The sequence below is a fragment of the Bacillus sp. B2-WWTP-C-10-Post-4 genome (assembly GCF_009183805.1).
Taxonomy (GTDB): Bacteria; Bacillota; Bacilli; order Bacillales; family Bacillaceae_G; genus Bacillus_A; species Bacillus_A cereus.
In genome coordinates this window covers 19,781-38,996 of record NZ_WEII01000047.1, presented here as the reverse complement: position 1 = coordinate 38,996, position 19,216 = coordinate 19,781, and the positions used below count along the sequence as shown (strand labels likewise).

Below are 19,216 nucleotides of genomic sequence, written 5' to 3'. Positions count from 1 at the left end.
CTCTAACAAAATTCTACATTAGCAACCACCTTTTTATATATTATATGCATACATAAAAAAGATATTTATCATTATGATAATCTAATTCATTTACACTCGTCAAATTATTCTAAATGTTACGATAAAACATTTTTATTTAAACGAACTATTCTTCTCAACTCAATTTCGTGAAAAAACACTTTCTTTGCCGATTCCACACTTCTTTTGTCGCACTAGAAGGGAACTTACTTCATAGCTCGAAATCATTCAACAGGATATATATAGGAGGGATTATTTTGGAATATAAAACACCATTTATCGCAAAGAAATTAGGTGTTAGCCCAAAGGCTGTTGTCCGGATCGCACAACAATTAAATCTTACGATAGAGAAAAACAAATATGGCCACTTTATTTTCACACAAGAGGATGTCGATCAAATGTTAGAACACCATCGATTTCAAATAGAGCAATCTCAAAATTCTCAATCTACTCAAAAGGCTTCCTCAAATGAAGTTGAGGAATTAAAAACTCAAGTTAATACAATTGTTCAAAACATATTACCCAATGATTTTGAGCAATTAGCTGATCAATTAAACACTATTACGAGAAGACTTGATCGAATGGAAGAACAAATGCAAGATAAGGCAAATGATGTCGTCACGTACCAACTTTTACAACACCGTCGTGAAATGGAGGAAATGTTAGAGCGAATTCAAAAATTAGAAGCTGCCCTAACGAAAGAAGAACCCATTTATATTACTCCTGATTCAAAACCAACATATGAACGAGAAAAGAAACCGAAGCGCCGCAAAATGATTTTTAGTATATTTGGATTATAATTTTTAGACCCTTATTAAAATAATAAGGGTCTTTTTTAATGAAGAGTTATATCCTATACAAATATTATTCTCTTTATTATACATATTCACTTCGCTTTATTTCGTTAACATAATATTTTTACTGTATTCTGCAATTAATGCCTGTGCATGAGCATTCCCTTGAATCACATCACGAAATTCTTTTAAAGAATACAAATGCGTAACCCCTTTTCGAGCATGAATTCTTACTGGTACACCTTGTAAAGTATCATGAAACTGAAATGGATTATCTATTGGCTCAATTGGAAAACCAAGTGTAAGTAAATACATATACATTCTTTTTGTTACTGCTGCAATGTACCATTCAGCTTTTGTTTCTAACGCATGTATAAATAAAATAGCTGTTAGCCTTTTGAAATGTCCTCTCCCACGAGACGTTTTCGAAATACTTAACTTGCCTATTTCATATACATTCTTCAAATCTTTCACTAAATCATTTTTAGAAAACGGATAGAAAAACTCAGAATTTGATTGTTCAGGTACCGTATACTTAATACATTCCACTGTACCAATAGGATGTTCATCTTCTATTAATAAAAATCGTGATGGATTTAAATTACGTTCTACGAACATTAAGTTTCTTTCCTCACAAAAATCTCCCCATAGTTGCTCGAACCCAAAATGTTCTTCCTTTGTTTGAACACGCTGGAACATATTTAACCGCCTTTCCCATCGCCGCTCTGTTTTTGATAACGCTTTCACTATCTATCATATAAGAACAAATCTTCGTATGCAACTAAAAATATTTATGACTTATTATATTCTGCAAAATGAATTAGATTCCAATTTAATCGACTTTTATCCCGCGCTCACATTCCTTTTAATAATACATTTGTAGCACTTTTCAAATCTAAATTACATTATGTTTCTTTCCATACAGCATATAATTCTTCTTAATCTAAAGAAATCCTTTATGAAAAAGGATTTCTTTTACTTCTTAATGCTTTTTAACCATTTTTCAAAAATTTGTACCATCCCATGTTTTCCAGCTAATTTCTCTTCCCCTTGTTTCGTCTTATATGGATATAACTGCAAGAAAACACCGCATCCAGACTCAATTTTTTTACTATGCATATGGCTTCCTGGATATACACAAATGACTTCATAAATTGACCTTCGATAATAGACTCGCTTTCCATCCTGTTCTTCTACATACTTTATAGACCAGTACTTATACATTTGCTCAGTTGCTTTCGTATTTCCGACGTGCTGAAAAATATTGTACATTGGACTATACTTCACTTCAATAATAATAGAAGATTTATATACGTATTTCCCATCTTCTTTTACATAACAGTCTAAGCGAATATCTGGCTTCTTCGTATCCTCACCATTGTAAAAATTACTACCTTTACTTAATGCAATAAGAGGATGTGTTTCAATTAAGTCATTAAATGCAACATGCACCTTTATATCATCTCGTTCTAAAACTACTGTCGTTCCATCTTGTAATCCATCTACATAAAAATGTTCTTGTATTTGTTCACGGATAGAGTTTCTAGCTTCAAAACCAATTTGCTCTAAAATTGAAATAACGATAAAAAAAGCGTAATATTCATACACTAAAAACGTTGGCTTATAAACAAATAATAACGATGGAGATTGATCCGTATATTGCGGGAGTACTTCTAAATGATGTAGTAATTGTTGATGTGGTATCGGTAAATCATGTAAGTTCATGTTACTTGTTTCAGTAACTTCCCTCCAAAACGAAGAATGCATTAACATTTGAAAGTATTGTACATTTTCACGCACAATATGCGCCAATATTTTATATTCTTGTATTTTCATTGAGCTCTTTCGTAAATCGGCTTCTTTTAGTAAATGTATATTTTTATATTTTTGCTTCTCTCTATCAGTTACCGATCCATTACGCTCAATTGTTTGTATAATCGTTTTTACGGCTTGAAACTCTTCTGATTTTTTCTTTTTTTCTCTTTCTAAGATTTCAATTGTTTGACGTAAAAAACTTTTTGCTTCAATTAAATAATGATAAAATTGCATCGCTTTATATTTAAGAAATGCATTTTCCTTACTATTTTCTTGTTCCATAAACTTACGATTATAATGTTTGGCATAAGGTTTTCGTTCTGCCACTATAGTTCCTTTTCTTGTTGGCCTTCGCTCTTTTCCTTCCCATTTATATTCATTTATAAATTTTGAGCTTGATTCTATTTTCTTAAAGATTTGCTTTATCATTTTCATTTTTTGGGGTAACTTTCTAAGTAACACTAAATAAGAAGAATCCTCAATATCGCTAAGTGCAGAGAAGGTCTTTTTATAGTAACCTCTATCCAAAATCAACTCATTTAAAATTGACTTCACATAGTCTTGAATCATTTCAAATTGATCATCAAAAAAGTTTTTCGGTACGATTTGAAATGCGCCATAATACGTTGTATCTTCTATACGCACTTCAAAATGGTATAAACCACAGCGCCATGGATAAAAGAATTCTGTTTTCCCATGTTCATATATTAATACTCTTTGTTTTTTTTCATTTATTTCATATTGAGCCTCTTTTATATTTTTCTGTCCCTCATATACTTTATTCCATATAAAAGTAATATTCATTGGAATTTCATAATTGTACTGCAATCTTATTGGTTTTAATTCTTGTACTTTATAAATACATTGAACTAATGCTGTAGTAGATGTACAAAGACGATTTAATAAAATATAATCTCCTTTCCCCTCATTTCCAATGATTAACTTTAATACAAAAGGGAGCGTTTCATTCGTATCAACGATTTTTGTTTCGTAACGCCCTTCATTTTGCATATCCATACAGCTCCAGTTCTCTACGTTTTTCTCGTATATATGCTAAAGAGTGTTCAAATGTAGATACTCTGTTTGCAAGTGCAGATTGCAAAAGAGGTACTAAGGTCGCCCCCCTTTTTGCTTCTTCAGAAAGTAAAGGCCCAACCATCATTTCGGTCCCTCTGATTTTCGTCAATACACGCTGCTTTATTTGTAAATCAAACCCCTCTTCTCTACTGATCATATAGGTATGATTATTTTGGAAAGGTATGTTTTGCAAATAAGTCGCAATTGCATTTGCACATCGGAAAGAAATTCCCTTAGACGCGTCATGTGATGACAATACGACATGCAACTTATCTAATAGCTCTAATTCTTCTTCAGAAAACACTTCAATCATCGCTTTATTTCTCATCCAATTTATCCGAAATTCTCCCGCTGTTACTTTCAAAGGTGGATGTAATACGACTTTCCCCTGTTCCATGTCCATCTCACAAAACGGAATTTTCTGTAACGTTATTAGGTTCGTTCGATCTAATAATCGATCAGAGAGCTCTTTTGTTGTTTCATCAAAATTCACAGTACCTACAAATATAATATTTTCTCCAATTTCAATTGTTGATGGAATTGAATTCTCTATGTCCTGTACACCCTCATACAAGTTTAAAATACGATTTTTTGTTTCAAGTTCAAGAACAGATAGAAACGGAGTAAACCAATGCTCAATATGAGACATGTTCATTTCATCAAAAACGATTATATACAGTTGATTTGGATTTTCTTTCGCCTTCATTAACGTCCTAACTAACTTCGTTTCACTTTCAATAAAAGTACCATTTGGATGAAGGTAACCAAGTAAATCATGTGGTTCTTGATACGATGGCGAAATCGTAATCCAAACCAACTCTTCCCCATACTGTAACCCTAATGCTTCTGCATAAGTTTGCACAAACCGTGATTTCCCAACGCCCGGTATACCACCAAGAATCGTTAACATATTTGTTTTTACACTTATATGGAAATTATAAATATCCGTTTCATCCAAATATAACCCTTTATTATGCACCATACTTTGTACATACTGTAAAAAAGACGATTCACGCTCATCCCATTCCCATTCATCTTTTTGTACTTTTATATCCTCTACTTCAACTAGCTTACCTTCTTCATGCATTCGTTTTTTTAATTGCTCATACACATAATCACTTACAAAATATAATTGATCTTCTACCGCTATTTCTACATACTTCGTCCAGTCACTGCAGTTTATATATTTACATTCACGTTTCTGTTCAAAATAGGCAATTGAGCTAATTGATGACTTTAGGGATATGTTTCCGTAAAGTCTTCCATCGTGCCACAATAATTCGGGAGGCTCAAAGTCTTTCGGAAATTTTGGCATAAGAAATGATAAATAACCGTTGCTAAGTTTTCGTTCTAAAGATTCTCTTTTTTTATTATTTGTAACTTTAGGTGCCGGAATCATTTTATAGCTGCTTGCTATTTCTTTCGGTTCTTCTGTACATATTAACTCCACGTATACATTTCCTCTTTCATAATAAAGACGAAACATTACTAGTTGCTTTTCTAATTTCCTCTTCTTTAATTCCGAAAAGATTTTTTCATTCTTTTTATTGCTACATAACCCTTCAAATACATATGGTTCATTTGTAAATTGTTCCTGTAAAGTGAATGGTATTGGCGATAAGCATTGTACAAAGAAATTCTCTCCACTCTTCTCTTTCTCAGCTTTTGTAAATTTCCCTAAAAATCTCATATAGTACATTCGTTTTATAAAACTTGGCTGAAGAGCTTTATGTAATTTCACCTTAGTCACCTTCTTTTTTCATACTATTCTTAGTGTATGAAAGAAACGAAAAACTAGAAATAAAAAACCTGACGTTATCCGCCAGGTTCAAAATAAAAACTTATATTAATGAGAAGGAAATGCTTTTTTCTCTTGTAAAATTGCATTATGAGCAATTTTCATTTTCGCAAGTACGTAACGTAATCGATCTTCAGCGTTTTCATCTTTACTTATTTGTAATTCCGCCAAATTTTCAACAGAACTTGCTAAATTTTCAATGACTCCTCTCAGTTCAGGATGATGATTAAAAAAAGATTCTTGCACTAATACTTTCCTTAACTCACTAGCTAAATCAATTATTCTAGACAACTGTTCTTTTTTTTCCATTCTCATCCCTCCTGAATATCTTATGTAGTAAATATTCTCTAAACAAAGAAAAAAGCCCTTTAAATGAAAAGGACTTTTTACATTTTTATATTTCCAGTTAATAACATATATATGGATGTGATAGCCGCAACAATAATTGCCCACATCACATATTTCTCTGCACCTACAAAGCAACGGTTCCCTTGTTCTTTTCTTGCAAACGTGTAAACAATAATTCCAATTCCATACACAATTGAAACGAGTAGTAAATTCTTTAAACCAGCTGCATAAAGAAGCCATACAGAGTAAATAGAAGCAATTAAAGCCAACGCTCCGTTTTTTAATTTTGCGTCTTTTAGCTCGTTTGTAATGACTAATTTAAATTGGAATAACGCTGATAATAAATATGGTAATAAAATTGATGTTGATGCAATGAAATACATAATTTGATATGTCGATTCCGAAAACAAAACGATGATAAATATAATTTGGGCAACACCATTTGAAATCCATAATGCCATGTGCGGTGTTTGCTTTTTATTTGTTTTCGTAAAGACTTTCGGAAATACGCCATCTTTTCCTGCTACATGAGAAATTTCAGAAACAAGTAAAAACCAGCCAATTAATGTACCGACAAGTGAAGCAACTAATCCGATGTTAATCGCAACTGCACCCCATGGGCCAACAACGTGCTCTAATACATGTCCCATTGACGGAGTTTCTAACACAGAAAGTTCGCCTCTTGTCATAGCTCCCATTGACAGGACAGAAATTAAAATATAAATGGACATTACTAAAATAAGTCCCAATACTGTTGCCTTACCAACATCTCGACTATTCTTCGCTCTTCCAGATAATACAACCGCTCCTTCAACTCCAATGAAAACCCAAAGTGTTACAAGCATTGTATTTTTCACTTGACCAAGTATAGCGGAAAGTGAGATCGTTCCTTCTCCCCAAAAATCATGTGTAAATGTGTCCCAGCGAAAGGCTGTTACCATTACAACAATAAATAAAACGATTGGAACTAACTTCCCTATTGTTGCGATAACATTCATAATAGAAGCTTCACGGATCCCAAATAAAATTAGAAAATGAAGTGTCCATAATAAAAGTGATGCCCCAACGATAGACGCAACATTATTTCCTCCTTTGAAAATTGGAAAGAAATAACCTAATGTACTAAACAGTAACATAATTGTTGCGACATTACCTAAGATTCCTGCTAGCCAATATCCCCAAGCACTATTAAATCCAATATATTCACCAAAACCAGCACGTGCATAACTATAAATTCCACCTTCAAGTTCCGGTTTTTGTCTTGCTAACGTTTGATATACGAGCGCAAGGGGAATCATTCCCATCGCTGTAATACACCAGCCAATTATTATTGCACCACTGTTTGCTCCTACTGCTAAATCATGCGGTAAACTAAAAACACCGCCACCAACCATTGTTCCAACTACTAATGCGATTAATGGAAAAAATCCTAACTTCTTTTCTATTTGTACCACCCCATCTGTCATTCTAGGTGTTATGTTCGTTCAACTATTAAAGTCACCTTTTTCTCTAATAGACGTTTCTCTTATATTTTTTCAGGAAAACATTACTTATTCTAAAAGAAAATGAGCAAAAATGGAATACTTTTTTGAAAAAATGTATAAGTATGCACAAAAAAACCGCTCATTTTGTAATGAACGGTCATTTCAAACATATAAATTTGTATATTTCTTGTAAATTTAACGAAGTAAATTCTCTTTTTGTAAAAATTGTTTTGCGACTTCTTCACTACTTTTACCATTTACGTTAACTTCATAATTCATTTTTCGCATTTCTTCATCTGTAATCTTTCCAGATAATTTATTTAATACCTTTTCAAGTTCAGGATATTTCTGTAACGTTTCTTTTCTTAATAATGGTGCTCCTTGATAAGGTGGGAATAACCCTTTATCATCTTTTAGCACTTTCAGTCCGTATTGCTCCAATTCACTATCTGTTGAATATGCATCAATTACGTTAACATCTCCAGATTCAATTGCGCTATAACGCAGCTTCGGCTCCAGCGTTTTAACATTTGAGAACTTATAGTTATATAATTTTTGCATTCCTTTATAACCATCTTCACGATCAGCAAATTCCAATGTAAATCCTACTTTGGCTTCCTGCGCAACATTCCCTAAATCAGAAATTGTATTTATATTCTTTTGATCTGCTATTTTTTTCGGCATGGCTAGTGCATATGTATTGTTATACTCCATTGGCTTCAACATAATCATATTATATTTCTTTTCCATTCCAACGCGAGCCTGCTCATATACTTCATCACGATTTGTACTCTTTGGTTCTTCTTTCACGAAAGTAGATAAAGCTGTTCCTGAAAATTCTGGGTATATATCTACTTCCCCTGATTTCAACGCTTCAAATACAAATGCTGTTTTCCCAAGACCTGGTTTTAATTGTACGTGTAAATCTGTATCTTGTTCAATAAGCTGCTTATACATTTGAATTAAAATTTCAGGTTCTGATCCAAGTTTGCCCGCAATAACAATATCTTTCTTTTCTGTACTCCAAAGAAATGGAGAAGCAATCATTATACAAACAATACATATCGTCAATATAACACGCTTAGAAGAGCGTTTCGGTCGTTCAAGTATGCGAAGTACTATATCAAAGAATAAAGCGAGTAACGCGGCTGGTACGGCCCCTAAAATGATAAGTGCATGATCATTTCGATCTATACCTAATAATATAAGCTTACCGAGCCCACCAGCACCAATGAGAGCTGCTAATGTAGCCGTTCCAACAATTAATACCATCGCTGTACGAATACCGGCCATAATAATAGGCAATGCAAGAGGAAGTTCTACCTTCCACAACCTTCTCCAACTATTCATCCCCATAGCTTTCGCGGCTTCTATTAGAGATTCATCTAATTCCCTTATTCCTGTATATGTATTTCGTAAAATAGGTAATAGTGCATACACAACTAATGCGATAATCGCTGGAAGTTTTCCGATTCCTACTAACGGAATTAAGAGTCCAAGCAATGCAAGTGATGGCACTGTCTGCATTACTGCAGAAGTTCCTATTATAAATTCAGCCATTCGTTCTTTTCTTGTTAATAAGATGCCAAGTGGCACTGCTATAATTACTGCAAAAAATAATGAAATAAGCGATATTTGTAAATGCTCACTTAATGCAGTTAGTAATTCTATTTTTCGTTCTTGGAACGTTTGTATAAAATTAGTCACTGTTTAGCCTCTTTCCTTCATTTGTTCAACAATGTAATTGACAATATGACGACTTGTTAACGCTCCAATATATTGACCGTTTTTTTCAACTGGAACGACCTCTTCATCACGCACACGAACTAGTGCTTCTTGTAAGGAAGAATGTAATGATAGCGCCTGCCCTTCTAATTGCACACTTTGATCAAGTGGCAATACATCTGCTACACTTTTCCCCTCATACCAAGTTCGCCCATGATTTCCAATGAACTCCTCTACAAATTCATTTTTCGGATTATGTATAATTCCTTCTGGTGTATCTAGTTGAACAACTTTTCCTTCTTTCATAATACAAATGCGATCTCCAAGTGATAATGCTTCTTGCATATCATGTGTTACGAACACGATTGTTTTTTGAATCTTTTTTTGCAACTGTACAATATCCTTCTGAAGCTGTTCCCTACTTAATGGATCTAACGCACTAAATGGTTCATCCATAAGAACGATTTTCGGGTTTGCGGCTAATGCTCGCACGACACCGATACGTTGTTTTTGTCCTCCTGACAATTCATCAGGCATACGATCTCGATATATATCCGGCTCTAATCCAACCATATGTAACAAGTCATCGACGCGTGCTTTAATTTCTTTTTTGCTCCATTGCCTCATTTCAGGAACAACTGCAATATTTTCAGCGATTGTCATATGAGGAAACAAAGCAATCTGTTGCAACACGTATCCTATATCCCAACGTAATTCGTTTATATTATATTGTTGAATATCTTTTCCATCGATTAAAATCGATCCTTCAGTCGTTTCGATTAAACGATTAATCATCTTCATTGTCGTGGTTTTCCCGCAACCACTCGGACCGATAAGAACAAAAAATTCTCCCTTTTTAATTTCTAAATGCAATGAATCCACTGCTTTCGTGCCATCTTCATACGATTTTGACACATGATTAAATTGAATCACAAATACAACTCCTTTACTGTTGTTTCCTTTATTTTGATGGAATATGGCATTCATTTCAAATGATACGCTTTTAAATTAAAAAAGAGCTCACATTTGAGCTCTAACGGTCGAACAATATTGTTTTCATAATAGCAGCATATTCGCGAACATACATTTTTCTCTTAGAACGAATTGGTGTTTCAGCAGCTAGTGCCTCCATCTTCATGCCTAAACGCTTTGCAATTATTTTCGTTCGATATAAATGATACGTATTACTTACAACTACCGCATGTTTCACATTATATAAATCCATACTAAACTTTAAGTTTTCATACGTATTTGTAGATTGATCTTCTATTAAAATACGACTCTCATCTATACCGCGCGCCATTAAATAGTTTCTCATGCTGTGAGCTTCCGGTATATCTTCATCTTCTCCTTGACCACCTGAAACAATTACTTTCGCTTCAGGATGGGAAAATAAATACTCCAACGCTACATCCAAACGATTTTGAAGAGATAAAGACGGTCTATCTCCAAATAACTTTGCACCCAGTATAAGAACGTACGGAGAGTGATAGCTCAACTTTTCACGAGCAACTTTGTTCATTCTAAACGTCATATAAATGATGTATAGTGGCGGTAATAATAAAATGATAAGAAAGATCCATTTGTTCATAAATAAGTTTGCACTCCCTTTCTTTTTATTATACAGAAAAAGAAAGGGCGGCAGAAGTGTTTTTTTAAACGATTGATTTATTAGAAACATTCGCCGCTACTTTACGTTGTGATAGTACATAATAAATAGCGATTCCTAATGAGAAGATCAATATGCAGCTTAATACGTAAAACGGAAGCATTACTCCGGCTTTAGATACACCCGCTGTAAACAGCATTAATAATACAATTCGTATTCCAGTACCAATTAGGCGAAATAAGCTGTCTACACGTCCCATTACTTCGTTTGGAATTTCCTCCATCATCAATACATTTCTCGCCACTCTTGTACCCGCATTTCCAACTGCTTGAAAAATTGCAAGTCCATATAAGAAAATTACGGAAGGTTCAATAATCATTACGGTAATTGAAATTACATAAATGAACATCGTCATAACGATTGAAACTTCTGTTTTTACATATTTCATTATGAGTGGAATACAGATTCCTGCAACAACCGCTCCGACACCGTACATCATCCCCTCTATTGCGTATACAGAGGCATTGGCTTTAAGTATATCCGAAATATAAACTGGTATTAAATAATTTGCCATCATAACATCTATAAACGGCATATAAGTGGCCAGTAAGAACCAAAAGAGCTTAGGACGTTTTTTCATAAAGTGAATTCCTTCAAACAATTGCTTCTTAAATGTTATTTTTCTTTTCACTTCTTTTTTCTTTACGTACGGTATACATAAGAAAAGAAAAAATGCTCCAGCAAAAGTTAACATGTCTACTAACAAAATCCACTTCAAAGATACAATTTCAATTAAGAAGCTCGCGGCCGCTCCAGAAATAACTTGTGTTAACTGTCCTTGTATTTCCATCGTTCCACTTAAACTTTTATAATGTTCTGCTTGAAATATCTCTTGGTTGAACGCAAATATTGTAGGATAAAATAATAAATAGTAGAATGATCCGGCTATATAAATAAGAATATAGTGAATAGAATGATAAGGTTGCCCAGCAAATCCCCATATAACCATTATTCCGATTACGGCTATTCCGATTCCTTCGTTACATAGCAATAAAGATTTTCTTGAAAAACGATCAATACTTTGCCCAATGAATGGTGTTAATAAAAACATAATGAGGGTTGCAATGATAGAAACATAACCAAATGTTGTCTCTCCTCCACTCTCTTTAATTAACAGCCAAGGAATCGTTATCATAACAATTCCGGAACCAATAGCAGATAGACTATTGGCTCCTAGAATGTAATACAAGCGAGAATCATGATAAAGTGAGGACATATCATTCCACTCCTAGTTGTTTTTTCACCTCTTTATATACGCTCATATATGCTTTCAATTCTTTAACTACATCATGAATTAACGGTTTTGCATCTTCCCCAAGTTCACCATCTTGCACATGTAATCCATCAAGCACAACTTGTTTTGGAATTGCATTTGCATAAACACCTCTAGCGACCGTTCGCATGCTGTTTAATGCATTTATTCCACCTTTACCGCCACCAGCAACCGCTAACAATGCAACTGGTTTATGAATAAATTCACTACTACTTAAGTAATCTAAAGAGTTTTTCAGCGCACCGCTCATCGCATTATGATATTCTGGTGTACATAATACAACCCCATCCGCAGCTTTCACTAACGTTTTTAATTTTTTTACTGCCTCTAAATCACGTTGCGACTCTTCTCCATTGTATAAAGGTAACTCCTCAATTGCTAAATCATATAATTCCCCTTCAAATTGATCCGCAATATATTTTGCCACCACGCGAGTTCTACCAAATTTTCTTGGTGTACCGTTAATAACGACTAGTTTCATGATTATTTCTCCCCTTTGTTTTCAAGTTCTACTTAATATATTATCAGAAATTTCTATACAAAACACAATATAAAGAGTTAACTTGTTTCATAAAATAGTATGATAAACAAAAAAGAACTCATACTTTCGTATGAGTTTCGTACAATTACTTTGATTCATCTCTCATGCTCAATGTACCTAAACTTTCATTTGCTTCAAAATGATTATATGCTTTTTCCGCTAATCTTTTCCGTTCTTCTGGTAATTCTATATATTTCATTACGTTTTCAATTATTTTTTCGTACGGAGTAAATACAATTCCTGGCCACTCTACCTCATCTTCTGGATTACTATTTTCGGAAATAATAAATTTCTTATTCGCAACTGCATAAGACACGCGAGGTGTTTCAAGAATTCCTGATAAGTAAAAATGAATATTTAATATAATTTTAGCTCTAGCAATCAATTCATTTCTAACAATTCCCCACGCATTATTTTTAAAAACTATATTTAAATTCGGGGCAATCGCTTTTAGATGATCAAAAATAGCTTGTCGCCTCGGATTAAGAGCACCTATAAACAGAATATCAATATCTTCAATAATCTCATCTTCAAACGCATCTTTTTTTATTTCCAAAGTTGGAGCATAGTTCATTTCTACATGTTTTATTTCTTTTCCTACCCCTTTTTGTTGAAGCCATTCTATATTTTGTTTACTATAATCCCAAATCACTCTATCTTTTAATAATATTAAATAAAGGGGATGCGCATATGGACTTCCTTCGTATAGCTGTTCTAAATTATAAATAATTGCATCTTTCGGAAGAAGATTCGGGTTATATGCGTATGTATGTGCTCCAAAAACAACTGTATTCTTTGCATTTTCCAGTATTGTTTCTGATATAATTACTGTATTACCCTCCTGCTCCAACCGCCACTTTAAAGCTCGCGCAACATCTATGAAACTACCGTATGTCTTTGGGCATATAAAAAGACAATAATCATATTCTTTATTCAAATAAACTTCCATTAATCTTAAATTATTTTTATATAAATCTACATCTGGATGTTTAAGTACCAACTCATTTGCATGTTTTCTTGCTACTTTATATAATCCAGCATAATAAGCAGCGATGCATCTTCTTAATTCGATTCTTTCCCGGTCCTCATCTAATACATCCATGTTTAAAAGAAGATTTGCGATACAATACGCTTTTAAATGATCACGATCATAATAGTAGTCTAGTAGTGGCATCAATTCTTCATACGTATTTCCATGCACCGATTCTCCTAGTTCAATCGCCCATCGCATTAATTCCATGATTACTCCACTACTCCTTTAATCGAAAATGTATTTAATAAAATTTCGCATTATTCTCTACTATATTTGCTATATGAAATGGAATCTTTTCCTTTATCGATTCCAAATACTTTTGCGATACCGCCCCTAAATGTTTTTTATGAGGTATATAGAAAGCACTAATAGAAATTTCATAGTCAAATAAGTAATCATACACATGATAATCTACAAATAGTAGATCATCCTTTGGAAAAGGAATTTCCTTCCCTTGCAGAGCATACATCAAAGCAATATTGTTTTGAGATCGTAATCGATACAACCTTGCAAGTTGGTATAATGGTTCAGCCCGGGTTGGTCTATATTCCCACGCTTTTTGAAAATAAAAAACAGCTAATGCTAAATATTGCTCTTCTTGCCCTTTAACAGTTTCTTTTTCATCAGCATCTGTCACTTCATTTTGTTTATTTGCTGAACGATTTGCTAACTGCTCATAACAAAATCCTATTCGCAATAACGAATAGAATACCTCTTCAACCCATCCTCCTGCTTCCACTCGTTTTTTATACCATTTAATTGAATTCTCAAATTGACTTAAATGAAAATAAGTCTGAGCTAAATAAAATAAATATCTTATATGCAAATCTGGCGTTGTTTCTGGGTCGTTTATTCCTTGTAACAACAACCTCTCATCTCTTTCAAATTTATCAGCTTTGCTCCCGCCATCTCCGGGATCATTCACGACAAGAGTCTCTAACCGAGCTACCCTCGTATTGTAATTCGCTCCAACTTTTGAACGATCTATATCCCAATACTCATGAGTAACACCGACAGATTTCCATGGTAAAGAAGCTTTTAAAAGACGCGTAAGCCAATATTTAATATGAACATCATATTGTAATGTAAGATAATGATCTTCCGTTAAGCTCGTTTTATCGAAATTCGGATCAACCTCTAAAATCATATCCGCATCTAATATTAATAAATAATCTGCTTCTGGGTATGTTTTTTGCGCTAACGAAACAGCTAAGCTTCTGTTATAACCAAAGTTTTTAAACGGCTCATGATGAACCGTCCCAGGTATCTCATTTTCCTTACACCAATTTTCAATAATTTCAGGCGTATTATCCGTCGATCCAGTATCACAAATAGAAACAAAGTCTACAATTGATTTTGTTGCATTTAAACATCTTTCCATAATTCTAGACTCATTTTTGACGATCATACAAAGACATAACTTTTTTTCTTCCTTTACAGACTTCACTTGCTCATTTCCCATTTAACCACCTCATATTTTATTAACACGCTCTTCTCATATGTAACAACATTTCTTAGCTATACTGATGACATAAGCACCCTTTTACTATTTATGAAAACTTCATTTTATTTATTCTTACTTTTATGTTGGGACATATTTCATGCAGCGCTTTATATTTGATACAATCAATACAAAAAACATAATGCGGGAATCCGTACATTGCAAAGTCTAAGAGGAGGTTAGTGTCATTTGTGACAAAAAAACGATGATTGATTGGTATTTTTAAATTAGTAGTTTCTTAAACTATAAAAAAGAAACTTGCGCTTATACACAAGTTTCTTTTTTATAACATCCTTATTTTTTCACAACTTCATGTCCACCGAACTGATTACGTAGTGCTGAAACTACTTTTCCATGGAATGTATCATCTTCCTGAGAACGATAGCGCATAAATAATGACATAGCGATTACTGGTGCTGCAGCTTGAAGTTCAAGTGCAGTTTCAACAGTCCATTTTCCTTCTCCTGAAGAGTTCATTACACCTTTAATGCCATCTAGTTTCGGATCTTCTGCAAATGCTTTTTCAGTTAAGTCCATTAACCAACCACGGATAACTGATCCGTTCGCCCATACTTTTGCAACATCTTCATAATTGAAATCAAAGTCACTCTTATCTAGTACTTCAAATCCTTCAGCGATTGCTTGCATCATGCCGTACTCAATACCGTTATGAACCATTTTTAAGAAATGACCACTACCAACACGGCCAGCATAAGAATAGCCATTTTCTACTGCTAAATCTTTAAATAAAGGTTCTAATTGGTCGTAAATTTCTTTTTCTCCACCAACCATTAAGCAAGCACCGTATCTAGCTCCTTCTACACCGCCTGATGTACCGATATCTACATAATGTAATCCGAAGCTTTTTGCTTCTTCAGCACGGCGTAACGTATCTTTATAGAATGAATTTCCGCCTTCAATAACGATATCACCTTCATCTAATAACGGATAAACATCTTTTAGTACTGACTCTACAACTTCTCCTGCAGGCACCATTACCCAAATTGTACGAGGAGCTTCTAGTTCAGCGATCATTTCTTTTAATGTATGACGTGCAGTAATTCCTAGTTTTCCTGCCTTTTCAACAAGCTCTTTATTTACATCGTATACTACTACTTCATGCTTGTCTTCATATAAGTGTTCAGCTAATGGGAATCCCATTTTTCCTAATCCAATTAAACCTAGTTTCATATTAATCAATCTCCTATTCTATACAAATATATTTAATATCGAAATTAGCCCAAGTGCTACTACAGATAATATAGTCTCCATTGCAGTCCATGTTAATAATGTTTCTTTCACAGTCATTCCGAAATACTCTTTAATCATCCAAAATCCTGAATCATTCACGTGTGATAAAATTAATGACCCTGCACCAGTTGCAAGTGCTAATAATTCAACATTTACACCTGGTGTGCTTGCTGCAATCGGCGCAACAATACCAGCTGCTGTCATCATAGAAACAGTTGCCGATCCAGTTGCAATTCGAATAAGTGCCGCAATTCCCCACCCTAATAATATCGGTGAAATATGTGATTCTTTCGCCATATCTGCAATTGTCGTTCCAATTCCAGAATCTAATAGTACTTTATTAAATGCGCCGCCTGCACCAATAACTAATAATATGTTTGCAATAGGTCCAAGGCAATCATTTGTAAATTGTAACACTTTATCTTTTGAGAAACCTTTTGCATATCCAAGACTAAAGAAAGAGTAAATGGTTGCAATTAATAAAGCGACAATCGGATCTCCAATAAAGTGTAATACTTGTGCTAGTTGACTTGTTTTATTTAATGCAACTTCCGCTATTGATGCACCAAGCATAAGAAATACTGGAAGTAAAATTGTAAACAATGTATTCCCAAAGCTTGGAAGCTCTTTTTTATTATCTTTTTCAATAAATTGCTCCGCTATATCTAATGGTACTTCCTTATGTATACGAGCACCAATCCATTTCCCGTAAAGTGGACCTGAAATAATTGCAGTTGGAAGTCCGACAATTAATGCATATAAAATTGTCTTCCCTACATCTGCTTTAAAAATACCAACTGCCGCCATTGCCGCTGGATGCGGTGGCACTAGTCCGTGCACAACGGATAGTCCTGCTACTAGCGGGATACCGATTGTAATAAGTGATACCCCTGTTTCTAATGCAATTGTAAATACTAACGGAATTAATAGTACAAATCCAACTTGGAAAAATACCGGAATCCCTACTAAAAATGCAACGAACATCATCGCCCAGTGAACTCGTTTCTTCCCAAAACGATTAATTAATGTGTTAGCGATACGTTCAGCACCACCAGATTCGGCCATCATTTTTCCAAGCATCGTTCCTAGTGCTAAAACTATTGCTAAAAATCCTAACGTATTACCAAGCCCTAGTTTAATAGAATCAATAATCCCTGGATCTTTTGGTGAAGTTCCAATTAAAGGCATTCCCATTGCTAATCCTATACCAATTGCTGTTAAAATTAATGCGACAAATGGATGCCATTTTACTACCGTAATAAGTAAAAGTAGTATGACAACTGCCGCTAGTACAATCCCAACTACCATTTCTCCCAATCCCCCTATTGTTTACGTTGGAAAGCAGCTATACAATCAAATTCTTCTTTCAAGCGATTGTAAAGTCGTTCATACATATAAAACATTTCTAAATATATAGCCGTATTTTCTTTATTCGGTACATGATGATGGACAATATCAATCCAATCCTTTACCTCTTCAAGAGAATCAATTTTTCCTACAGCATACAAAGCAACTGCCGCTGCCCCAAGCGCAGATGCTTCATGACTTTCAGGTACAAGCAATTCTTTTCCCATCATATCGGACAACATTTGTCTCCAAAATGCAGATTTTGCAAACCCTCCTGAAACTCGTATTTCAGTAAGTGGCCCTGTACAATCCCTGATTGCGAGTGCTACTGAATATACACTCATACAAACACCTTCCATCACTGCACGTATAAAATGTTCTCGCTTATGCTGAAGATTGATTCCAAAGAATGTACCACGAGCATTTGCATTCCAGTAAGGTGCGCGTTCTCCAGATAAGAAAGGTAAGAACAATAGCCCATCCGCTCCAGCTGGTACGCTTTCTGCATATTTAATTAATAAATCATAAGGATCAATGCCGAGCTTTCTTGCTACTTCTTGCTCTGGACTACCAAATTCATCACGTAACCATCTCAGTAATATTCCGCCGTTATTCGTTGGACCACCGATTACCCAGTGCTCATCTGTTAATGCGTAACAAAACGTTCTCCCTTTCTCATCTGTATTTATATTTGATGAGATTGTTCGAACTGCACCACTCGTTCCAATCGTAATCGCAGCTGAGCCAGGCGATATTGCCCCAACGCCTACATTCGCAAGAACACCATCACTTGCACCAATAACAACTGGAGTATCTTCACGAATACCCATCTTTTGTGCTATTTCTCGTTTCATACCCGATAAAATATATGTAGTTGGTACTGGGGTTGATAATTGTTCTGGTGACATATGTAACATAGTTAAAACATCTTCATCCCAGTTTAATGTTTCTAAATTAAATAACCCTGTAGCAGAAGCAATCGAATAATCAACTACGTAGCGTGAAAATAATTGGTAAATCACATACTCTTTAATGGAAATGAATTTATAGGCACTTGTATATAACTCTGGTTCCTCTTCTTTCATCCATAACAATTTAGAAAGTGGTGACATCGGATGAATCGGTGTACCTGTACGTCTATAAATTTCATGCCCATTCATTTGTTGTAATAATTTTTCTGATTGCTTCGTACTTCGATTATCTGCCCAAATGATAGAACGCGTTAATGGCGCACCATTTTCATCTACTGCAATTAATGCGTGCATAGCTGTACTAACACCGATTGAAGAAATATCTTCTGGTAATACATTACCTTTTTCAATGGCAACGCTTACACTTTTGTATACAGCGGCACATATTACATCAGGATCTTGCTCAGCCCATCCTACATTCGGTTGAATAATTGGGTAATCGATTGCATGTGATGCAATGACTTTTCCTTTTTCTGTGAACACAACCGTTTTTGTACTTGTGGTACCGATATCAATCCCGATTACTCTCCCCCTTGTTTCCATGCGAATCTTCCCTTCATTTCTAGCAAAA

At 34.5% G+C, this 19,216-nt stretch carries 16 protein-coding genes; 1 reads left to right on the top strand and 15 read right to left on the bottom strand.

The features are described 5' to 3' along the window. The first annotated feature begins 275 nt into the window (after window positions 1–275). Window positions 276–818: a chromosome-anchoring protein RacA gene (racA, locus tag GBN78_RS18300; protein WP_000456021.1), complete on the top strand. Its 543-nt coding sequence runs from the start codon at window positions 276–278 to the stop codon at window positions 816–818. Window positions 819–914: 96 nt separating this feature from the next. Here racA and GBN78_RS18295 read toward each other — a convergent pair whose 3' ends face one another. The 15 genes from GBN78_RS18295 to gntK form a co-directional block, all read right to left on the bottom strand. Next, window positions 915–1,511, bottom strand: coding sequence for a hypothetical protein (locus GBN78_RS18295; protein ID WP_000487795.1), 597 nt, complete (start codon window positions 1,509–1,511; stop codon window positions 915–917). Between the two features lie 276 nt (window positions 1,512–1,787). Then, window positions 1,788–3,638 (bottom strand): hypothetical protein, encoded by a 1,851-nt coding sequence (locus GBN78_RS18290; RefSeq protein WP_152127581.1) that lies wholly within the window; start codon window positions 3,636–3,638, stop codon window positions 1,788–1,790. Further along, the gene (locus tag GBN78_RS18285) at window positions 3,628–5,445 is read right to left on the bottom strand and encodes an AAA family ATPase (protein ID WP_070183820.1); all 1,818 of its coding nucleotides are present in this window, start codon (window positions 5,443–5,445) and stop codon (window positions 3,628–3,630) included. Before GBN78_RS18285 ends, GBN78_RS18290 begins: the two co-directional genes overlap by 11 nt. A 105-nt stretch (window positions 5,446–5,550) precedes the next feature. After that, a complete protein-coding gene (locus tag GBN78_RS18280; protein ID WP_000412089.1) occupies window positions 5,551–5,811 on the bottom strand; it encodes a hypothetical protein in 261 nt (86 codons plus the stop codon). A 77-nt stretch (window positions 5,812–5,888) separates the two neighbouring features. After that, window positions 5,889–7,316, bottom strand: a complete 1,428-nt coding sequence (locus tag GBN78_RS18275; RefSeq protein ID WP_000129444.1) for a basic amino acid/polyamine antiporter — start codon at window positions 7,314–7,316, stop codon at window positions 5,889–5,891. Window positions 7,317–7,529: 213 nt separating this feature from the next. Then, window positions 7,530–9,041, bottom strand: coding sequence for an ABC transporter permease/substrate-binding protein (locus GBN78_RS18270; protein ID WP_152127580.1), 1,512 nt, complete (start codon window positions 9,039–9,041; stop codon window positions 7,530–7,532). A gap of 3 nt (window positions 9,042–9,044) precedes the next feature. Next, entirely contained in the window at window positions 9,045–9,992 is a 948-nt protein-coding gene (locus GBN78_RS18265; protein ID WP_000614080.1) for an ABC transporter ATP-binding protein, read from the bottom strand. A gap of 100 nt (window positions 9,993–10,092) precedes the next feature. Next, window positions 10,093–10,650, bottom strand: coding sequence for a YdcF family protein (locus GBN78_RS18260; RefSeq protein ID WP_001987388.1), 558 nt, complete (start codon window positions 10,648–10,650; stop codon window positions 10,093–10,095). 64 nt (window positions 10,651–10,714) lie between these two features. Then, on the bottom strand, window positions 10,715–11,944 hold the full coding sequence (locus GBN78_RS18255; RefSeq protein WP_152127579.1) for an MFS transporter: 1,230 nt from the start codon (window positions 11,942–11,944) through the stop codon (window positions 10,715–10,717). A gap of 1 nt (window position 11,945) precedes the next feature. After that, on the bottom strand, window positions 11,946–12,482 hold the full coding sequence (locus GBN78_RS18250) for an NADPH-dependent FMN reductase (RefSeq protein ID WP_000780355.1): 537 nt from the start codon (window positions 12,480–12,482) through the stop codon (window positions 11,946–11,948). A gap of 145 nt (window positions 12,483–12,627) precedes the next feature. Beyond that, entirely contained in the window at window positions 12,628–13,782 is a 1,155-nt protein-coding gene (locus GBN78_RS18245) for a CgeB family protein (RefSeq protein ID WP_000422324.1), read from the bottom strand. 34 nt (window positions 13,783–13,816) lie between these two features. Then, window positions 13,817–15,037 carry a glycosyltransferase gene (locus GBN78_RS18240; RefSeq protein WP_000526219.1) on the bottom strand — a complete coding sequence of 407 codons (1,221 nt, stop codon included), beginning with the start codon at window positions 15,035–15,037 and terminating at the stop codon, window positions 13,817–13,819. A 333-nt stretch (window positions 15,038–15,370) separates the two neighbouring features. Further along, a complete protein-coding gene (gene gnd / locus GBN78_RS18230) occupies window positions 15,371–16,267 on the bottom strand; it encodes a phosphogluconate dehydrogenase (NAD(+)-dependent, decarboxylating) (protein WP_000765995.1) in 897 nt (298 codons plus the stop codon). A gap of 18 nt (window positions 16,268–16,285) precedes the next feature. After that, on the bottom strand, window positions 16,286–17,635 hold the full coding sequence (locus GBN78_RS18225; protein ID WP_152127578.1) for a GntP family permease: 1,350 nt from the start codon (window positions 17,633–17,635) through the stop codon (window positions 16,286–16,288). Window positions 17,636–17,649: 14 nt separating this feature from the next. Beyond that, the gene (gntK, locus tag GBN78_RS18220; RefSeq protein ID WP_098601379.1) at window positions 17,650–19,188 is read right to left on the bottom strand and encodes a gluconokinase; all 1,539 of its coding nucleotides are present in this window, start codon (window positions 19,186–19,188) and stop codon (window positions 17,650–17,652) included. Window positions 19,189–19,216: the final 28 nt, after the last annotated feature.

Coding starts and splice junctions, on each gene's coding strand:
- gntK (WP_098601379.1), bottom strand. CDS start 19,188: ATGGAAACAAGGGGGAGAGTAATCGGGATTGATATCGGTACCACAAGT.
- GBN78_RS18250 (WP_000780355.1), bottom strand. CDS start 12,482: ATGAAACTAGTCGTTATTAACGGTACACCAAGAAAATTTGGTAGAACT.
- GBN78_RS18245 (WP_000422324.1), bottom strand. CDS start 13,782: ATGGAATTAATGCGATGGGCGATTGAACTAGGAGAATCGGTGCATGGA.
- GBN78_RS18275 (WP_000129444.1), bottom strand. CDS start 7,316: ATGACAGATGGGGTGGTACAAATAGAAAAGAAGTTAGGATTTTTTCCA.
- gnd (WP_000765995.1), bottom strand. CDS start 16,267: ATGAAACTAGGTTTAATTGGATTAGGAAAAATGGGATTCCCATTAGCT.
- GBN78_RS18240 (WP_000526219.1), bottom strand. CDS start 15,037: ATGGGAAATGAGCAAGTGAAGTCTGTAAAGGAAGAAAAAAAGTTATGT.
- GBN78_RS18255 (WP_152127579.1), bottom strand. CDS start 11,944: ATGTCCTCACTTTATCATGATTCTCGCTTGTATTACATTCTAGGAGCC.
- GBN78_RS18260 (WP_001987388.1), bottom strand. CDS start 10,650: ATGAACAAATGGATCTTTCTTATCATTTTATTATTACCGCCACTATAC.
- GBN78_RS18295 (WP_000487795.1), bottom strand. CDS start 1,511: ATGTTCCAGCGTGTTCAAACAAAGGAAGAACATTTTGGGTTCGAGCAA.
- GBN78_RS18290 (WP_152127581.1), bottom strand. CDS start 3,638: ATGCAAAATGAAGGGCGTTACGAAACAAAAATCGTTGATACGAATGAA.
- GBN78_RS18225 (WP_152127578.1), bottom strand. CDS start 17,635: ATGGTAGTTGGGATTGTACTAGCGGCAGTTGTCATACTACTTTTACTT.
- GBN78_RS18280 (WP_000412089.1), bottom strand. CDS start 5,811: ATGGAAAAAAAAGAACAGTTGTCTAGAATAATTGATTTAGCTAGTGAG.